The following is a 17,792-nucleotide window of genomic DNA, read 5'->3' as shown; positions in this document are numbered from 1 at the left end:
CTGCCTACTTTCTCCAGAACTCAGGCACACAAAGCACAATCACGGTATAAATTTCAAGACGTCCCAGCAGCATGCTGAAAATAAGAGCCCATTTGCCGATTTCAGGAATATGGGCATAGTTCTCAGTAGGTCCAACACTGCCGATCCCCGGGCCGATGTTGCCGATACAGGCAAGGGATGCCGCAAAGGATGAAACAACATCCACACCAGTCGCAGCCACAACTAACCCACATAGAACGAAAAGAAACAGCCAGAGCACACAAAACCCGAGAATATCGTTCATGGTTTCCGGCTTGACCACGGTTTTCCCAAGTTTAACCCGGTTGACGGAGCGAGGGTGGATAATACGGAAAACTTCCTGATAAGCCTGTTTCAAAAGCAGCATGATGCGCAAATGTTTCATACCGCCACTGGTGGAACCGGCACAGCCGCCGAGAAACATACAGAGAAGCAGCAAACCTTGCGCCACAGCAGGCCAGATTTCATAATCCGCAGTAGCATACCCGGTAGTACTGATAATGGAAGCTACCTGAAATGAAGTATAGCGAAAAGAATCTGCAATGGAATCATAATTGGTGGCCGAGTAAACAAAAACGGTAATGATGGCCATGATAGCAAGGGTTATGATACCGAAAAATCTAAATTCCGGATCTTTCCAGAGCAGGAGGGGGCGCCCTTTGATCATCTGGTAATGCAGACTGAAGTTGACCGCCGCAACCAGCATGAAAAAAGTAATTACATAATCTATGTAGGCACTCTGGAAATAAGCCACAGAAGAGTTTTTAGTGGAGAATCCCCCGGTGGCAAGAGTGCCGAAGGTGTGACAGAGAGAATCAAAAAGGTCCATACCGCCGAACATGAGTAGAACAGCTTCAATAGCGGAAAAAAGTACGTACACCTTCCAGAGCACCAGCGCGGTATCCTTGATACGCGGCTTAAGTTTATCTGGCACCGGCCCCGGAACTTCGGCCTTATACAGCTGCATCCCCCCTACTCCGAGGAAAGGCAGAATAGCAAGCGAAAGCACGATGATCCCCATTCCACCCAGCCAGTGAGTCAGGCTGCGCCAGAAAAGAATCCCTTTGGCATTCTTTTCAATATCCATCATCACCGAAGCCCCGGTGGTGGTAAATCCGGACAGGGATTCGAAAAAGCAATCTACGTAACAATTAAAAACATCCCCGAAATAAAACGGCAGACTGCCGAAAAAACCGGCAAAAACCCAGCCAAGTGCAACAATTGCCATGCCTTCACGGTGACTGAGTCCTTTGGCGCCATCCCGGTCCTTAAAAAGAAAGAACATTGCCAGCCCGCAGATGCAGGTCAGGCAGAATGACTCAATGAGGGGCATAATCCCGGAATCCTGATAATACAGGGAGAATCCCAACGGGAAAAGCATGGTCAGCCCTACGCAAATAGTCAAAGCCCCTATAATGTGCAGAACTATTTTCCAGCGCATTAATAAAGCTCCAGCTTGGTAGTGAGGGCCTTCTCAATCTTGGGAATATTCTTATGGGTGGAGATTATCAGCAAACGGTCATTAGGCTCAATTACAGTTGTTCCCGTGGGAATGATAACCTCATCACCGCGTTGAAAGCAGAGAATCAGCGTCCCTTTGGGTAAATTAAGTTCCATAATCGGCTTACCCACAATTGCAGACTGCTCCTGCGCGATGGCTTCAAGGGCTTCCGCTTCCTCGCCTTTAATGGATACAGCTGAAATAACCTTGCCCTGACGCACAAAATGCAGAATGGAGTTAATTGCCGAAAGACGCGGACAGACCAGATAATCGATACCTATGGGCTCAATCAACGGGATATAAGCAAATTTGTTAATGCGGGTGATAGTTTTACGCGCACCGAGGTTCTTTGCCAGCAGGCAAGAGAGGATGTTCATTTCCTCATCACCGGTCACGGCTATAACCATATCAAGATCGCCAACATTTTCTTCATTAAGCAGATCCTGATCTGTGCCGTCACCGTTAAGGACAATTACCCGGTCAAGGGTTTCGGAAAGATCAGCACAGCGGGCAGCATCACTGTCAATGAGGCGGGTATGATATTTTTTGCTGTCCAGTGCCTGAGCAAGCAAAGAACCGACATTACCGCCACCGACAATCATGACTTTCTTTATCGGATCGGAAAGGATTCCGGCACGGCTGAGCAGTTCGTCCTGCTGATCCCTGAGGCATGTAAAATATATGATATCGCCTTGTTCAATGGTATCGAAACCACCGGGAATAATCAGCTGATCGTCACGCACAAGGGCGGCGATAACCACATCAATATCATCGCCGAGGGTTTCGCGCACGTTCATGAGCTGAACCCCCACCAAAGGACATTGATCAGGAAGCTTGACCCCTACAAGGCGGACCTTCCCGCCCACAAAGTCATTGATTTCAACAGCTCCGGGAACACTCATTACCCGAAGGATGGACTCCACCACCTCTTCATCCGGATTAATGAGAGTATCGATACGCAGATCACCCTCAGTGAACATATCGGAATACTTGGTGTAATCTTCCTTACGGATTCGAGCCAGCTTGATTATTTCAGGATTGAGTCTATTGGCAAAAAAAGTGGAGATGAGGTTGATTTCATCCTTATCCGTTACCGCCAGAAAAATATCCGCTTCACTGACCCCGGCTTCTTCCAAAATTTCAGGACTGGAACCGGAACCCTGAATAGTCTGCACATCCAAAGAATCGGAAACCTTGCTAAGAGCTTTCGGATTCATGTCAATTACGACAACATCCTTGTTCTCACCGGAAAGACGTCTAGCAACGTTAAAACCAACCTCTCCGGCTCCTACTATGATAACTCTCAAAAGTTACTCCTTGCTCAATGCATCTGGCAATAGATAGAAAGTACTGTTGAAATCAAAAGCTGCTTATAACTTGATAGCATAAAATCAGCAACAACAACTTTTTTTCAAAGTGTAAAGAACGTAAAAAGCCCGTCGCACAAGGCAACGGGCTGAATTCATCTTGAAAGAATAAAAATCTTTTAAGACACTAAGCCATTTTGTTAACGGCTGCGTTGAGGCGGGAAATCCTACGTGCTGCGGTGCGTGCGTGGATAACCTTTTTGGTAGCTGCCTTGTCAAGGACGGAGGTAGCTTTGCGCAGTGCAGTTGCTGCAAGCTCGGTATTGTTAGCTTCAAGAGCTTCACGAACTTCTTTTACAACATTTTTGATACGGGTGCGTACCATGCTGTTACGCAGGTTGCGCTTTACGCTCTGACGGTGCCTTTTGAGTGCGGATTTATGATTCGCCAAGGTATTTCTCCTTAAAATTAAATTTCTATTTTTTAACCCGGTTATCCGGGATTAAGTTCAAACGAAGAGTGTCTTTAACCAATATCAGCCTCAACTGTCAAGGTTAGATAACATTTTTTTCAATGAAAAATCTAGAAAATAATGCTTTTACACTCTCTAAGTGCCGGGGCAGCAGAATTAAACCTGCAGAGCTCCGAAATCAGCCAGCCTGCTCAGCCTGTCTACCAGAGCTTTAAGCAGATTGAGACGGTTCATCCTGAGGCCCTTGTCTTCGCAGATAACCATTACATTATCAAAGAAATCGTCGACATAGGGACGCAGTTCGCCGAGGATTGCGAACAGCTTGGCAAACTCGTCATTTTCCCAGAGTTCCTCAAAGCGGGCAGCTGTTTCATCAAGCTTTTTAGCCAGCTCAATTTCCTGCGCTTCTTCAAACTTATCAGCTTCAAAGCCGCCGGTGAGCGACACACCCTGCTCACTGCCCTGCTTCTTGATGATGTTTGCTGCACGCTTGAAAGTAAGCACTGCCTGTTCAAATCCATCAGCTTTGGCAAAATCTGCCAGAGCTTCAACCCGTGCCTTAAGAGCAGTTACATCACGGTATCCGGCTCCGAGAGCTGCATCAACAACCCTTGTTTCAAAGCCCTGACCAGTGAAGTAGGCCCGGAGTCTGTTGGAAATGAACTCACCCAGTTTTTCGAGGAGTTCAGACTTTTCAAGCTTCCACTTGATATCTTTGGAGTAGCCTTCAAAAGCCATGTCCATGATTTCAAGGATGTCCACCCGAAGGTCATATTCTATAATCATGCGCACGATACCCAGAGCGGCGCGCCGCAGCGCGTAGGTATCGTTTGCGCCAGTGGGGATCTTATTCAAGCCGAAACAGCCGACCAGAGTGTCAGCCTTATCAGCCATGGAAACAATTACACCGCCGAGAGTGGAAGGCACAGGGCTTTCCGGTCCTGCAGGCAGGTACTGTTCATACAGGGCCTTGCACACAGCGTCATCTTCACCGCATTTGGAAGCATAAATGCCGCCCATCATGCCCTGAAGCTTATCAAATTCATTAACCATCTCGGAAACAAGATCAGCTTTGGCGAGACGTCCGGCCCGAGCCATTTCCGTCTGCAACGAAGCATCGGTCTTACCAGCGATCAAAGCGGCAAGACGTTCCATTCTGCGCGATTTATCGCCCATGGAACCGAGAGGTCCGAGGAAAACAACATGATCCAGCTTGGCAAGCCATGTATCAAAATCAGTCTTGAGGTCGTTCTTCCAGAAAAAACGTCCATCTTCAAGTCTTGCGCGGAGAACCTTTTCCCAGCCCTTACGAACCAGTTCCACATCTTTGGGAATGAGGTTAAGGGTACACAGGAAGTGCGGGAGCAGTTCACCGTCTTCTTTCTGGATACCGAAACATTTCTGGTGGCTTTCCATACTGGTCAGCAACACTTCCTTGGGAAGCTCTAGGAAAGACTCATCAAAGTTCCCGATGATGGGTACGGGCAACTCAACAAGGTTACTGACCTCTTCCAGCAGGGAGTCTTTCCAGACCACGGTACCGCTGAGTTCTGCAGCAAGTTTGTCACCTTCCACGCGGACGTGCTCTCCCCTTGCTTCAGGTGAAATGATAATGGAGCTTTTGTCCTTAATCACATTAAAATAATCATCTGCGGAGGCAACATCCCAAGGGCCGGCACCCATTACGCGGTGACCATAAGTCTGGCGACCGGAAGGCATGCCCGCCATTTCGAATTCTACGACATCGGAACCGAACAGACAAAGCAGCCAGCGCAGTGGACGTCCAAAGGCAAAATCAAGGTTGCCCCATTTCATTTTTTTGGGAAAGGAAAGCTTCTTGATCGCGGTTACGCAAAGCTCAGGCAGAATGGAGATGGTTTCACCACCACCCACGGTTTTCCTGGCAGCGAGGTAATCACCCTTGTCGGTTTCAAGGGTGTAAACATCTTCAAGGGCGATACCCTGAGACTTTACAAAGCCTGTCAGAGCCTTGGTGGGGTTACCATCAGCATCGTAGGCGATACGGGCCGGAGGACCGGATACTTCCTCTTCAACCTTCCGCTGCACTGCGGCCATATCCTTTACAAATACGGTCAAACGGCGCGGAGTGGCAAAAGTTTCTACGCTTGCGTTATCAATCATGCTCTCTTCAAGAAGAGTGCTGAAAATATCTTTAATATCGATACCCAGCCGGGGAACAAAGCGGGCAGGCATCTCTTCAATTCCAATCTCGAGTATAAAATCGGCCATCTTAGCTTCCGTTTTTTTAATCGTTTTCAAGCATGGGGTAATTCAGGTTCTCGCGTTCTTCCGCATACAGTCTGGCTGCTGCTGAAGCGAGATTACGAACTCTGCCGATGTAAGTTGCCCTTTCAGTAATGGAGATTGCTCCGCGGGCATCAAGCATGTTGAAGGTATGGGAACACTTCAGGCAATATTCGTATGCCGGGCGGGGCAACCCCGCTTCGCAGAGCTTCTTGCTCTCAGCTTCGAATTTATCGAAGAGATCCAGCAGCATGTCGGCGTCGCTGTGCTCGAAGTTGTACTTGGACTGCTCCACTTCATTCTGGTGGAAAATCTGTCCGTAGGTAACCTTGTCGTTCCATTTAAGGTCGTAAACAGACTCAACGCCCTGCAGGTACATACAGATACGCTCAAGGCCGTATGTGAGTTCGACAGACACGGGCTTGAGGTCAATACCGCCAACCTGCTGAAAATAGGTAAACTGGGTTACTTCCATGCCGTTAAGCCATACCTCCCAGCCGAGACCCCATGCGCCGAGTGTGGGGGATTCCCAGTCGTCCTCGACAAAGCGGATGTCATGCTCTTTAGCGTCAATGCCGAGGACTTCAAGACTCTTAAGGTAAAGGTCCTGCACATCGTCAGGAGAAGGTTTCAGGATAACCTGAAACTGGAAGTAATGCTGAAGCCTGTTGGGGTTTTCACCGTAACGGCCGTCAGTAGGACGGCGGGAAGGCTCAACATATGCGGTATTCCACGGCTCAGGTCCGATTACGCGGAAAAAAGTTGAAGGGTTGAATGTGCCCGCGCCAACCTCAATATCAAGAGGCTGAACAATGCAGCATCCGTAATCAGACCAGAAGTCCTGAAGTTTGAGTATAACATCTTGAAAATTCATCAAATTCCTCTCATCTAGCAAACAAACATTTGTATTGATTCATTTCCGTTTCTACGATTTACGCAGCCATGGAAATGTCCGGTTTACAAACAAAAAACGCAGAACAAAACTCAATTTATCCTGAGCATACACTCCACTTCTATCAGGTGGAAGAAATTTTATATCTTCCGGTAACTGTTGCCTTCCCAGACCAGCCCCATATGATAAGCCATGAAACGGTCCATCACGGAAAAGCACTCCTGCCGGATCTCCGCCGGAAGCTGCAAAGCAACCCAGTTAGCCGGTCCGGTATCCTGAATCCAGGCCAGCGTCCGAACTGTTCCGGGATTCACTGTCTCCCCGTCCCGGCCATCAGAACAATCCAGACATCTGATCTGGCCTTTCTCTATATTGAAGACCACAGGACGGGAACTGAACAAAGGTTTGCCGCATTGAGCGCAAATTGTAAAGTCTGGATTGTATCCTTGCTCAAAAGCGACCTTGGCCCGGAAAAAAAGCGGGAAGAAATCATCCGGTTCCGCTTCTTCGATTACATCCAGTGTCTCGGTCAGCAAATCGAAAACAGCACGGCAGCCATCCCGTTCCAGCACCGCCGATTCAATAAATTTGAAACAATTGGCGGCCAATCCCATCCTGCGCAGATCGGAACGGATACCGGGGTACCCTTTTACAAGGCTGCCTTCCTGTAAAACCTGATAGGTTCCGGTCTTATTGGTTCCGGTTTTGAAGAGCACCTGAGAAAAAGGTTCCAGACACCCTCCGAATCTCCGGCGACTTCTGCTGCCCCCGAAGGCAAATGCGTTCTGCACCCCGCGGGTGGCGGACATAAAACGCACCCAAAGATCATTTTCCTTAAATTTTCCGGTCTTGAGTATTATAACTTTTTCAGTCAGTTCCATCTGGCGCCACAACTGGACAGGAAAACCTACTGGGTAGCAGAAAATTCCAATTTCTTAACTTTACCCTTGGGCGCATCAAACTCTAAAGGCTGACCGTCAGAAACAATTTCAACTCCGCCACCGTTGCCGAGCTTGATCTTAAGGTCGTCCTTATAGGCAAGAGAAAGGGTATCACCCTCCTGAAGCACATATTCTTTGGTTTCACCGTCAACCACAGCTTCCATCCAGCATGCTTCGCCGGGTTTGGCGGTGATGACAACAAGATTCTTAACCGGAGCGGCTACAGGAGCTGCTTCCTGCTTAGGCTGACTGGCAAGAGGTTCTGCAACCTTCTCAACCACAGCTTCTTCGACAACCGCCCCAGCCTCAGGCTTTGCAGGGCTGGACTCGGCTTCGGTGTTTCCAGAATCAACGGACGCGGGAGCTTCCTGCTCAGTAACAGCAGGTGTTTTCTCTACAGTTTCTTCAACAACCGCAACCTCTGCAGTTTTTCCTGATTCCGTATTGAAAAAAGAATTATCATGCAGATAATACACCAGCCCCCCGACAATTCCGACCAAAATAAGCACCAAAAAAATCGTACCGGCAGAACTTTTTTTCGGTCCGGAGCCATATTCCGGTTTACTGAATACCTCTTGCTCTGCTGCGACTTCAGTAATTCCTGAGGCCATAAGACGTGAAAATTCTTCACCTATTTCATCTGCATTCAAACCCAAAGATTTTGCATAATTCTTAATAAATCCCTTTGCATAAACCTCATGGGGAAAGTCATCACGGTCACCGTTCTCGATGGCATTAATGTTGATGCGACTGACTTTAGTGATCTCCATGATCTGCTCTACAGTCAATCCCTGCCGCTCTCTTTCCTCTTTTAACCGGGAACCTAGCTCTTTCAAATCCATACTACCCTCTCGATTCAATCTGGAAGTAAAGTTTTTGTCGTCAAAGGCCGCCCGGAAGGCGACCGAACTCCGCTACAGTTTTCCCCGAATTATTTAAGCTCAATAACGGCTTTTTCCCTGAGCTTTTTGATAAAATCAGCAAATAAATCATCTTGTTTCTGACGATAGAGCCGATCATAAATTTCCTGCTTGCTGTCTTCAAATGAGGTTTCTTGAGCGTTTTCATACGAATCAAGCTTGAGCAACGCTTTAGAATCCTGAACATTAAAAATTTTGCTTATACCGCCGGGCTTGAGACCTTCAAGAGCGTCATGCCAGGTCAAAGCCAGATCATTCCATTCCAGAACACCTAAATCGCCGCCGCTGCCCATGCCGGGACCGGTAGTGTATTTATCCGCTGCATCCTCAAAGCTGATTTTTCCGGCAAGTATCTGCTCGCGCACCTCTTCTGCGGAAGTGGTTGCGGGAAAAAGAATAAGCTTCAAGTGTACACTTTTAGCAACTTCACCCTGATCTGTACGGGTGCTGTTCCACGCAGCCCTGATTTCATCATCTGTGACAACTACTTTGCTTTTGACCTTATAGGAAAGCAAACGGTGCTTGCGGATATCTTTTCCAAGTTTCTCTTTAAATTTAGTAAGATTGGTCTTCTGGAGTTCGAGCTGACGTTCAAACTCTTCATCGGTGAGGTTACTTTTTTCCTTAATTGCCTTAATTTCATTTTCAACGTCCTGATCAGCAACCTCAACCTTAAGTCTCTTGCTTTCCTGATCGATGATGATCTGATTAATTAAACGATCAAGTATCTGCTGGCGGACTTTTTTAAGCTGTTCAACTTCAACAGCGGACAACTCTTTTCCAGCAAACTGCTGCATGATGGGAGCCATTTTTCTATTAAGCTCATACATGGTCACAACTTCACCGTTAACAACGGCGACAATACCATCAACGACCTTTTCTTCAGCACTTGCAATGGATGCGGAGCAAATGGCCATACAGACCAGAATACCGGCAATTATGCGCTTCAATTCAATATCTCCTGAAATATTACCAGCCGACATAACCGGCTTAATCATCAAATAATCAAAAACTGCCAGAGGACAGACAAATCTACAAATTCCTATGACTAACTAAACTCTTTCACTGAACTATGCAACTATTCAGCTTTTGTGGCTTCCGGCAAGGAGCTTCCCTGCCCGGCTTGTTCCATTTCAGGCAACAGTTCTTTGCTGATCCTGATATTTGAAACCGACAATTTATTTTTCAACCAGGCCTCAAACTTATCTTCAAGCATCTTTTCAAGCAGGACCTTTTCCACTGTTGGATAGGCCTGCAGCGGAGTCAGCAGGGTCGCCTTTTTCTTTTCATTGAGAATAAGACTGAAAAACTCATTTTTCTGGGTGATTACAGATGTAGCTTCACCAACTTCAAGATTTTCAACAAAAGGTTTCCAGCCGGCCGGAACCTGTCCGCTCCTGATCCAGATCTCCCGAACAGATACATTACGCAGCTTTGCGGATACAGCCGCAGGAGAAAGGCCTTCACGATAAAGCTCAACGCCCTTGGTGACCAAATCCTTACTCAATCCCTTAACCATAATAAAACGAAACCCTGCAGGCATATAAAAATCCGAAAGATGAGTCCGGTAATATTGTTCGGCCTCTTTATAATCGATTTTAATTTCAGGTCGCAGGATTTCTCTATAAAACTTATCCATAGCCAACTGGTACTTCAACTGAGAACGCCAGGCGTTCAGATCGACATACTCTTCAATGAGTATCTGCTCAAAAGAATCGTCAGGATAATCCGAGCGGACTTCATCCTCAGCATCTTTCAATTCCTTATCAGAAACAGGTATTTCCCGTTGCTCCAGTTCCTGTGCCACAAGCTCCTGAACAATAAGATCCCCGAGAATCTGCCCGTATTCGTCCCGAACCTGTTCCACCGAAGGAACAAATCCACCGTTTCCTTCATGGGTGAGGTCATATTTATATTCGAGCTGGGTCAAATATATGGGCTTTCCGTTTACCCGGGCAATGACCCCCGGTTCCTCACTTTTATTCTGGCAACCGGAGAAGAGTAAACACCCAAGTATTACGACGAGAAATATCTTTTTCATATAATTTTCCGTATAGTTTTTATACGTCAAAGCTAAAGTAAAGGTTCAAGTTTTTTACAAACCGTATCAAGACCTTGAGCTATTGACAAACTCTGATCAAGTCGAACTTCCAGAGCTGCCGGAGGCTTGAGTTTAGCCTTTTCGCCCTGCTCTCCGATCCATGCTATGAGTTTAGCAGGATCAACCGGGTTGTTGTTTTCTTCCCAAGTCAGGATGGCACGGGTGGGGAACAGGTCTGCACGGACTACCCCAAGACGGGCCAGTGTCCGCTTGAGATACAGCACGGCAAGGAAATTCTCCACCTCTTCCGGAAAATGACCGAAACGGTCTTTAATCTCGGCAGCCAGTTCTTCAATCCCGGCTTCGCTGTCAGCAGAAGAAAGAGCACGGTAATAGCGCAACCGTTCCCGTGCATCCGGCACAAACTCTTCCGGCAGATGGGCTTTGAATACAAAATTCATTTCAGGATCACTGACGACTCTTGAATCATCACCCTTGATCCTGCGTACTTCTTCGTCGAGCATTTCAAGAAACAGGTCAAGCCCGACCTTTGCCATCTGCCCGGACTGCACTTCGCCGAGAATATTTCCGGCACCGCGCAGCCGCAGGTCTTCCATGGCAACCTTGAACCCGGCACCCAAGTAATCAAGCTGTAGAATTATCTGCATCCTGCGTTTTGCCTTCTCTGAAAGCGAATCCAAAGATGAAACCACAAAATATGCATATGCCTGCCGGGTGCTGCGTCCCACCCTGCCGCGCAATTGATAAAGCTGCCCCAGACCGAACATCTGAGCCTGATCCACAATAAGGGTATTTGCGTTGGGAAAATCCAGCCCGGACTCAATGATGGCCGTGGCAACCAGAATATCCAACTCCTTATGCCAGAATTTATGGATGGTCTCTTCAAGATTTTTCTCGGTCATCTGACCGTGAGCCATGCCGATTTTAGCTTCGGGCGCTATTTTTTGAACAAACTCCACTACCCGCTCAAGTCCCTGTACCCGGTTATGAACCCAGAAAATCTGCCCTCCGCGCTCAAGCTCACGGGATACTATGGACGCGAGAACAGCTTCCTCCCGCTCAATCAGTGCCGTTTCAACCGGTTTACGATCCACGGGCGGAGTTTCAATGGTACTCAGACTGCGTACGCCGGACAGGGAGAGCTGCAAGGTCCGCGGAATAGGCGTTGCTGTCAAAGTCAAGGCGTCAATATTCTTACGCATTTCTTTGATACGTTCTTTATGGCGCACACCGAAACGCTGTTCTTCATCAAGAATAAGCAAACCGAGATTAGGAGCTTCCACGTCCTTGGAGAGAACCCTGTGAGTCCCGATAAGGATATCCAGTTCTCCCGAGGCCAGCTGTTCCAGCACTCTTTTCTGCCGCGATTTGGTCACAAAACGGCTGAGCATGCCCACGCTGACCGGAAATCCTTCCATGCGTTGCATAAAAGTCTGGTAATGCTGTTCAGCAAGCACGGTTGTAGGACAAAGCAAAACAACCTGCTTACCATCCAACACAGCCCTGAAAGCCGCACGCAGGGCAACCTCGGTTTTACCGAAACCAACGTCACCGCATACAAGACGATCCATGGGTTCAGGACTTTCCATATCGCGGAAAACATCCTGAATGGCCTTTTCCTGATCCGGTGTTTCCTCAAATCCGAAGGTGGATTCAAATTCCCAATACATCTCATCAAGCGGACCGTAGGCATACCCTTTGGCAATTTTACGGTAGGCATACATTTCAACCAGTTCACCGGCTATCTTTTCAATCGCTTTCCGGGCCTTTTCACGGGTCTTGGCCCAACGAGCACCGCCGAGCTTATCCAGTATAGGACAAGAACCCTCCGGGCCTTTATATTTCTGAACCAGATTCAAGCGGTCTACGGGAACATAAAGCTTATCTTCAGAATCAAAGAAAAGAAGCAGGTAGTCGTTCGCCACGTCACCAACATTCATATGGTGAAGACCGCCGAAACGGGAAAGGCCGTAATCACGGTGCACCAGCAGATCATCCAGAAGCAGGTCCTCGTAGCTGGTCATGCCCTCAAAGGCTTTATCCCGGCTGCGGGTTCCCTTTGAGGCCTGCGGCTGAATAACGTCCTCACCTAATATAACGGTATGGTTCCATTCCAGTTCCATACCCAGCTTAAGAGGTGAGACAAGAGCATAAATGCCCTTGTTTAAAGGCGAATACTCAGTAGAAATGGTCAGTTGTTCCGGCTCAATCAAAGATAGAAATTTTTTACGGGAACGCTCAGAGCGAAAGCTGAGGACAGTTTGGAAACGCTCACTTTTCCATTCTTTAAGAGCGGCTACAAGTGCCGCCCACGGGCGTTTGATCTGTTCCGGCTTCCAAAAGATATCAGTAAACGCTGAAATGGACCGTTCAGAAAGATCAATCCCATCTTTTTCCCGGCCGATAACGAGGTCTTCAAAAACTATCTGCCGTTCATCGCGCCACGTGGACCGGGCTTTTTCCTCATTCCAGCAAATTACATGTATAGGCCATTTGCAGCCGTTGTGAGCGGATTTATCCTGTAAAAAAGATTTCCAGCCATATTCCTGATCCTGCAATTTAGAACGCAGGTTGGAAGCGGAAGAAAGCACATAAACGGACTTTTGCGGAAAGAAGGATTTCAGATCCACAGCCTCAGGATAAAATAGTCCCGGCCAGATCATACCGTCGGCATTTTCAGCTTTTTCAAGTAAACGGGTATAACCTTCGGATGAAATTTCCCCGGTCTTTTTGAGCTGGGACCAGAATTTTTCAGCGTCATCAATATGATTCCCGGTTAGCATCGCCGGGGCAACCGGCAGCAGTGTAACTTCATCCAGATCGGACTTAGAGCGCTGTGAGGCGGGATCAAAAACGCGTATTTCCTCAAGTATATCCCCGAAAAACTCCAAACGTACCGGAAGATCGTATCCGGGGGCATAGATATCCAGAATATCTCCGCGCATGGACATTTCACCATACCCGGAAACCAGCTTCGTCCTCGTATACCCCCATGTTACGGCCTGCTCCATGAGCAGTTCCGGATCCATCTCTTCGCCTTTGACTAAAACAATATAATTGTTTTCCAGAACATCCGGGGAAGGCCATTTAGGCAAAAGGTTATCCGCTGTCATAAGCACAGACTGCCTGCCGCCGCGGGTAAGGGCATGCAATGCGGCCCAGCGTTCAGCCCAATCGGAGGCTGTGGGATTTTTACTCAGATGCGGCGGCAGAAAAACCCAATCCCTTTCCCAGGCAGGAACAACCTTGCCCTTGTTCTCAAGTTCATTGCGACTGAAAAGGGTCAACAGAGCTTTAAGTTCGGAATATTCCCGTGCCCCCGGAGCCACAAGTACCACGGACTCTCCCCGCGAATGCAGATTGTGGGCGGTAAAGGCCTGTGAACCATGTCCGCTCTTAAAAATACGTAAGTTATCCCCACTTCCGGAAACGAAAGCAGAAAGTTGAGCTGGTAAAGACAATTTATCTCCAGAAATTTGTCAAAATTAAAGTCGTTCTCCGCTTAAGCGGAGAACGACTTTTTCTTGCAGATAAATGCTGCCGCTGTCCAGTTCAAAAAAAATTATTACAAGCAACCGGGTCGGCAACAAGAAGTACTCAGACTGACATCAGATGTGGTCAGCCTGCTCCTTCACAGTATCGGTTAAACCTGAGCCAGCTGTTCTTGTTCGTCACTGGACAGAAGTCTGTTCAGGTCGAGCAGAATAAGCAACCTGTCTTCAAGCTTACCGACTCCGCTTATATATTCGGACTCAAGGCCGGAAACAACAGGCGGCGGCGGTTCAACGGTGGATGCAGGAATTCTAAGGACCTCAGAAACGGAATCCACGACAAAACCTACAATCATATCATTAATCTCGATCACGATAATTCTTGTATGCTGGTCATGCTCACGGGTCTGAAGACCGAACTTGCTTCTAAGGTCAATAATGGGGATAACCTTACCGCGAAGGTTAATTACACCTTCTACGAATTGTGGTGCCCTGGGGACCTTGGTAATTTCCATGGTTCTGATAATTTCCTGGACCTTAAGAATATCAACCCCGAATTCCTCTTCACCTATACTGAAGGTAACCAACTGAATCAATTCCGCGTCAAGCGTAATCTTCTTACCTTCTTCCATATTTGTCCCCCTGTTATTTTTTTACAGTGGATGACCAAGGGATTTGATCAAATTTTAATTTCTGAATAAATTCAAAAGTCCTAATCTAAATTTTATATTATTATTCATCTGAAATATTTGCAAGCTAATCCTGAGATTATAAAAGGATTACGACATTTTTCTTGTCCCAAAATTTGACTAGCGGCTTTTTAATGACTATCAATGATAATTGACAGCAAAAAGCGAAGCTCAGGAGGGTTTGAACTCGCATGGCTCAGTTTTCCCCGACAGAAAATATTTCTCTGGAAGATCAGATTAAATCATTGGCAAACGAAGAACTGTTAGATTTCTGGGAAGAGACCCAGTTTCTGGCCAAGGTTCTGGAGCAGGACAATCAGGAAGATATTCAATACAGCCCCGAGTATGAAAGACTGATTCTGCAGGAACTGCAACTCAGATCTTCAATGAAGACTCTGGACACTTAAAATATAAAAGGCCCGCCATTGGCGGGCCTTTTATATTACTATTACTTTTCGAACTATTCCCCTGTCCCTACAGGACGGCGACCTACGCTGAAATAAGCGAATCCATTGCTACCAAGGTAGCCGGGATCATAAAGGTTTCTACCGTCGAAGAGAAGAGGAGCCTTAAGCGATTCCTTAACTTTTTCAAAATCGGGATTCCTGAACTGGTTCCAATCAGTTACAACAGCAAGTGCGTCAGCATCTTCAAGCACAGCATACTGGCTGTGAACAATCTCCACCAGATCATTATCACGCAGGATTTCTTCCGCTTTTTCATAGGCAACCGGATCAAAAGCTCTTATCTTCATACCGGCGGCTGTCAATTCTGAAATAATGGATAAAGCAGAAGACTCACGCATATCATCGGTATTGGCTTTGAATGCAAGACCCCATAATGCAAGAGTTTTTCCTTTAACACCGCCCTGGGCTTCAAAGTAGTCCAGAATTTTTGTAGAAAGCATTTTTTTCTGACGGTTGTTAACTGAATCGACAGCCTCAATAAGTTCAGGCTGTGCTCCTACTTCCTTGGCGGTATTGATCAGGGCTTTTACATCCTTGGGAAAGCATGATCCACCATATCCTACACCGGGATAAATAAAATAATAACCGATACGGTGATCAGAACCGATACCCAGACGCACTTCACGCACGTTGGCACCGACCTTTTCGCATATTCCGGCCATTTCATTGATGAAAGAAATTTTGGTCGCCAGCATGCAGTTTGCAGCATATTTAGTCATTTCCGCACTTCTGGTGCCCATGAAAATCAATTTTTCACGGCTGCGTGCATACGGAGCGTAAAGAGTTTCAAACTGTTTGCGTGTTTCTTCATTTTCAGTACCCACAACAACGCGGTCAGGCTTCATAAAATCACTGACGGCGTCCCCTTCCTTAAGGAATTCAGGGTTGGAGGCAACATCGAACGCAATATCAAGACCACGCTTATCAAGCTCTTCTTTAATGGTTGCCCGGACTTTATCTGCAGTCCCCACGGGTACGGTGGATTTATCAACCACGATCTTCGGTTCAGTCATATTTTGTCCGATCTGACGGGCAACAGTCTCCACATAACTCAGGTCGCAACTGCCGTCAGCACCGCAGGGAGTTCCCACACAAATGAAAACCATCTGTGCTTTTGCAAGCCCCTCGGTAAGATCGGTTGTGAAGAAAAGTCTTTCATCTTCATAGTTACGCTTAACAAGAACATCAAGACCGGGTTCAAAAATATGCACTTTACCCTGCTTGAGGGTTTCAACAACATCCGGATTAACATCCACGCACCAGACGTGGTTACCCATTTCAGCAAAACAGGCCGCACTGACCAGCCCCACATATCCGGTACCTACAATACAAATGTTCATTCTTTATACTCTCATTTTATTTATGGCATTTAAATTTCTTATAGATCAGACGGCAGAAATAAAGCTGCCGCGCAGACGTTTAATTTATCCTAGAGCCGATAACGCCATAATGCTTTCAATGTCAACTCTACACCAGTTACAAAGACATGACGGTTGCCATCAAAGTCCATTAAATATAATGTGCTGTTATCAAGCCGAAAACCGCTTGTTCATGAAAAATTAATTAACTTATCGGAGGATATAATCATGCCCCTCTTATGCGTCAATGTCGACCATGTCGCGACAATCAGACAGGCCCGTCAGGGAATCGAACCAGACCCCATAACCGCTGCCGCCATGTGTGAACTCGCTGGTGCTGCGGGAATCATCATGCATCTGCGTGAGGACCGACGTCATGTTCAGGACCGGGACATTGACCTGATCAGTAAAACAATTCAGACCGACTTCCATTTTGAAATGGCTGCCACCGACGAAATGCAGCGTATAGCTCTGGATATCGTTCCGGCAACAGTATGCCTCGTCCCTGAGAAGCGCGAAGAGCTGACTACGGAAGGCGGTCTGAACTGCATAGGACAGGAAAAAAGACTGATCGAATACCTCGCTCCGCTACATGAGAAAGGTGTCGGATCCAGCCTGTTCATCGATGCCGATCCTGCTCAAATCACTGCCGCAAAAAACATCGGTGCCGAATACATTGAAATCCACACCGGACACTTTGCCGATGCCACAAGCCGTAGTGAGCAGAAAGAAGAGCTGGCCCGCATTCTAGACGGCATCAAAATGGCGCAGGACCTCGGCCTCAAGGTCAACCTCGGACACGGTCTGAACTACGTGAACATTCTTGATTTTGCGGATGTTCCCGGTATCTGCGAATATTCCATCGGGCACTCCATTATGTCCCGGGCCATCTATGTAGGCATTGATCGCGCAGTCCGTGATATGAATGAAATAATTAGAAATTTTGTTGATTAATTCATGATCATCGGTCTTGGAATAGATATAACCGAACTTGACCGCATCAAGCGTTCGCTGGATAAATACGGTGAACGCTTTGCGGAAAAAATCCTGACACCTGCTGAACTGGAACTGCTTCCTGACAAAACCCCAGTCCCTTACGTTGCCGCCCGGTTCGCAGCGAAAGAAGCTGCGGTAAAAGCTTTGGGAACCGGATTTGCTGAAGGGATAACGTTTCATACGATTGAAATAACCCGTATGGAGTCCGGAGCACCGCATTTGAATTTTCTTGGCAAAGCTCTTGAGCGCAGCAAGCTAATGGGTGTTGCAGGAATCCATATTTCAATTACTCATGGCCGCGATACTGCAGCCGCTGTAGTTGTTTTAGAAAAATAAACGGCGAAGCCTTATTAAAAAAGTTTGGGATTCTTAAACCCTTTTTTCACAAATCCGCAGGAAAGCGGATTTGGACG

At 47.2% G+C, this 17,792-nt stretch carries 15 protein-coding genes; 3 read left to right on the top strand and 12 right to left on the bottom strand.

The genetic code is table 11. The features are described from left to right. Positions 1-4: 4 nt before the first annotated feature. The 11 genes from ACKU41_RS01295 to ACKU41_RS01245 form a co-directional block, all read right to left on the bottom strand. Complete coding sequence (locus ACKU41_RS01295; protein WP_319781222.1) at positions 5-1,459, bottom strand: TrkH family potassium uptake protein; 1,455 nt, start codon at positions 1,457-1,459, stop codon at positions 5-7. Continuing rightward, positions 1,459-2,826 (bottom strand): Trk system potassium transporter TrkA, encoded by a 1,368-nt coding sequence (gene trkA / locus ACKU41_RS01290; RefSeq protein ID WP_319781224.1) that lies wholly within the window; start codon positions 2,824-2,826, stop codon positions 1,459-1,461. Before trkA ends, ACKU41_RS01295 begins: the two co-directional genes overlap by 1 nt. A gap of 187 nt (positions 2,827-3,013) precedes the next feature. Then, the gene (gene rpsT, locus ACKU41_RS01285) at positions 3,014-3,277 is read right to left on the bottom strand and encodes a 30S ribosomal protein S20 (RefSeq protein WP_321403589.1); all 264 of its coding nucleotides are present in this window, start codon (positions 3,275-3,277) and stop codon (positions 3,014-3,016) included. A 177-nt stretch (positions 3,278-3,454) separates the two neighbouring features. Next, positions 3,455-5,548: a glycine--tRNA ligase subunit beta gene (glyS, locus tag ACKU41_RS01280; protein WP_321403587.1), complete on the bottom strand. Its 2,094-nt coding sequence runs from the start codon at positions 5,546-5,548 to the stop codon at positions 3,455-3,457. Positions 5,549-5,564: 16 nt separating this feature from the next. Then, positions 5,565-6,437: a glycine--tRNA ligase subunit alpha gene (glyQ, locus tag ACKU41_RS01275; protein ID WP_319781229.1), complete on the bottom strand. Its 873-nt coding sequence runs from the start codon at positions 6,435-6,437 to the stop codon at positions 5,565-5,567. A 158-nt stretch (positions 6,438-6,595) separates the two neighbouring features. Then, on the bottom strand, positions 6,596-7,336 hold the full coding sequence (recO, locus tag ACKU41_RS01270) for a DNA repair protein RecO (protein ID WP_321403584.1): 741 nt from the start codon (positions 7,334-7,336) through the stop codon (positions 6,596-6,598). Between the two features lie 26 nt (positions 7,337-7,362). Continuing rightward, positions 7,363-8,238 carry a RodZ domain-containing protein gene (locus ACKU41_RS01265; protein ID WP_321403583.1) on the bottom strand — a complete coding sequence of 292 codons (876 nt, stop codon included), beginning with the start codon at positions 8,236-8,238 and terminating at the stop codon, positions 7,363-7,365. A gap of 89 nt (positions 8,239-8,327) precedes the next feature. Then, positions 8,328-9,266, bottom strand: coding sequence for a SurA N-terminal domain-containing protein (locus ACKU41_RS01260; protein WP_321403581.1), 939 nt, complete (start codon positions 9,264-9,266; stop codon positions 8,328-8,330). 128 nt (positions 9,267-9,394) lie between these two features. Next, on the bottom strand, positions 9,395-10,357 hold the full coding sequence (locus ACKU41_RS01255) for a SurA N-terminal domain-containing protein (RefSeq protein WP_321403579.1): 963 nt from the start codon (positions 10,355-10,357) through the stop codon (positions 9,395-9,397). A 32-nt stretch (positions 10,358-10,389) separates the two neighbouring features. Further along, a complete protein-coding gene (gene mfd / locus ACKU41_RS01250) occupies positions 10,390-13,839 on the bottom strand; it encodes a transcription-repair coupling factor (protein ID WP_321403577.1) in 3,450 nt (1,149 codons plus the stop codon). Between the two features lie 182 nt (positions 13,840-14,021). Further along, positions 14,022-14,501: a chemotaxis protein CheW gene (locus tag ACKU41_RS01245; protein ID WP_319781236.1), complete on the bottom strand. Its 480-nt coding sequence runs from the start codon at positions 14,499-14,501 to the stop codon at positions 14,022-14,024. Positions 14,502-14,749: 248 nt separating this feature from the next. Here ACKU41_RS01245 and ACKU41_RS01240 point away from each other — a divergent pair, with 248 nt between their 5' ends. Beyond that, positions 14,750-14,965: a hypothetical protein gene (locus ACKU41_RS01240; RefSeq protein ID WP_319781237.1), complete on the top strand. Its 216-nt coding sequence runs from the start codon at positions 14,750-14,752 to the stop codon at positions 14,963-14,965. 53 nt (positions 14,966-15,018) lie between these two features. On the opposite strand, the gene ACKU41_RS01235 is transcribed toward ACKU41_RS01240, so the two are convergent. After that, positions 15,019-16,365 carry a UDP-glucose/GDP-mannose dehydrogenase family protein gene (locus ACKU41_RS01235; RefSeq protein ID WP_319781238.1) on the bottom strand — a complete coding sequence of 449 codons (1,347 nt, stop codon included), beginning with the start codon at positions 16,363-16,365 and terminating at the stop codon, positions 15,019-15,021. A 246-nt stretch (positions 16,366-16,611) separates the two neighbouring features. On the opposite strand from ACKU41_RS01235, the gene ACKU41_RS01230 reads away from it, so the two are divergent. Continuing rightward, positions 16,612-17,337 carry a pyridoxine 5'-phosphate synthase gene (locus ACKU41_RS01230; protein WP_319781240.1) on the top strand — a complete coding sequence of 242 codons (726 nt, stop codon included), beginning with the start codon at positions 16,612-16,614 and terminating at the stop codon, positions 17,335-17,337. 3 nt (positions 17,338-17,340) lie between these two features. Continuing rightward, the gene (locus ACKU41_RS01225) at positions 17,341-17,715 is read left to right on the top strand and encodes a holo-[acyl-carrier-protein] synthase (RefSeq protein ID WP_321403574.1); all 375 of its coding nucleotides are present in this window, start codon (positions 17,341-17,343) and stop codon (positions 17,713-17,715) included. Positions 17,716-17,792: the final 77 nt, after the last annotated feature.

This window comes from Maridesulfovibrio sp., assembly GCF_963678865.1.
GTDB lineage: Bacteria > Desulfobacterota > Desulfovibrionia > Desulfovibrionales > Desulfovibrionaceae > Maridesulfovibrio.
The sequence above is the reverse complement of the archived record's forward strand: the minus strand, read 5'-3'. Positions and strand labels throughout refer to the sequence as shown.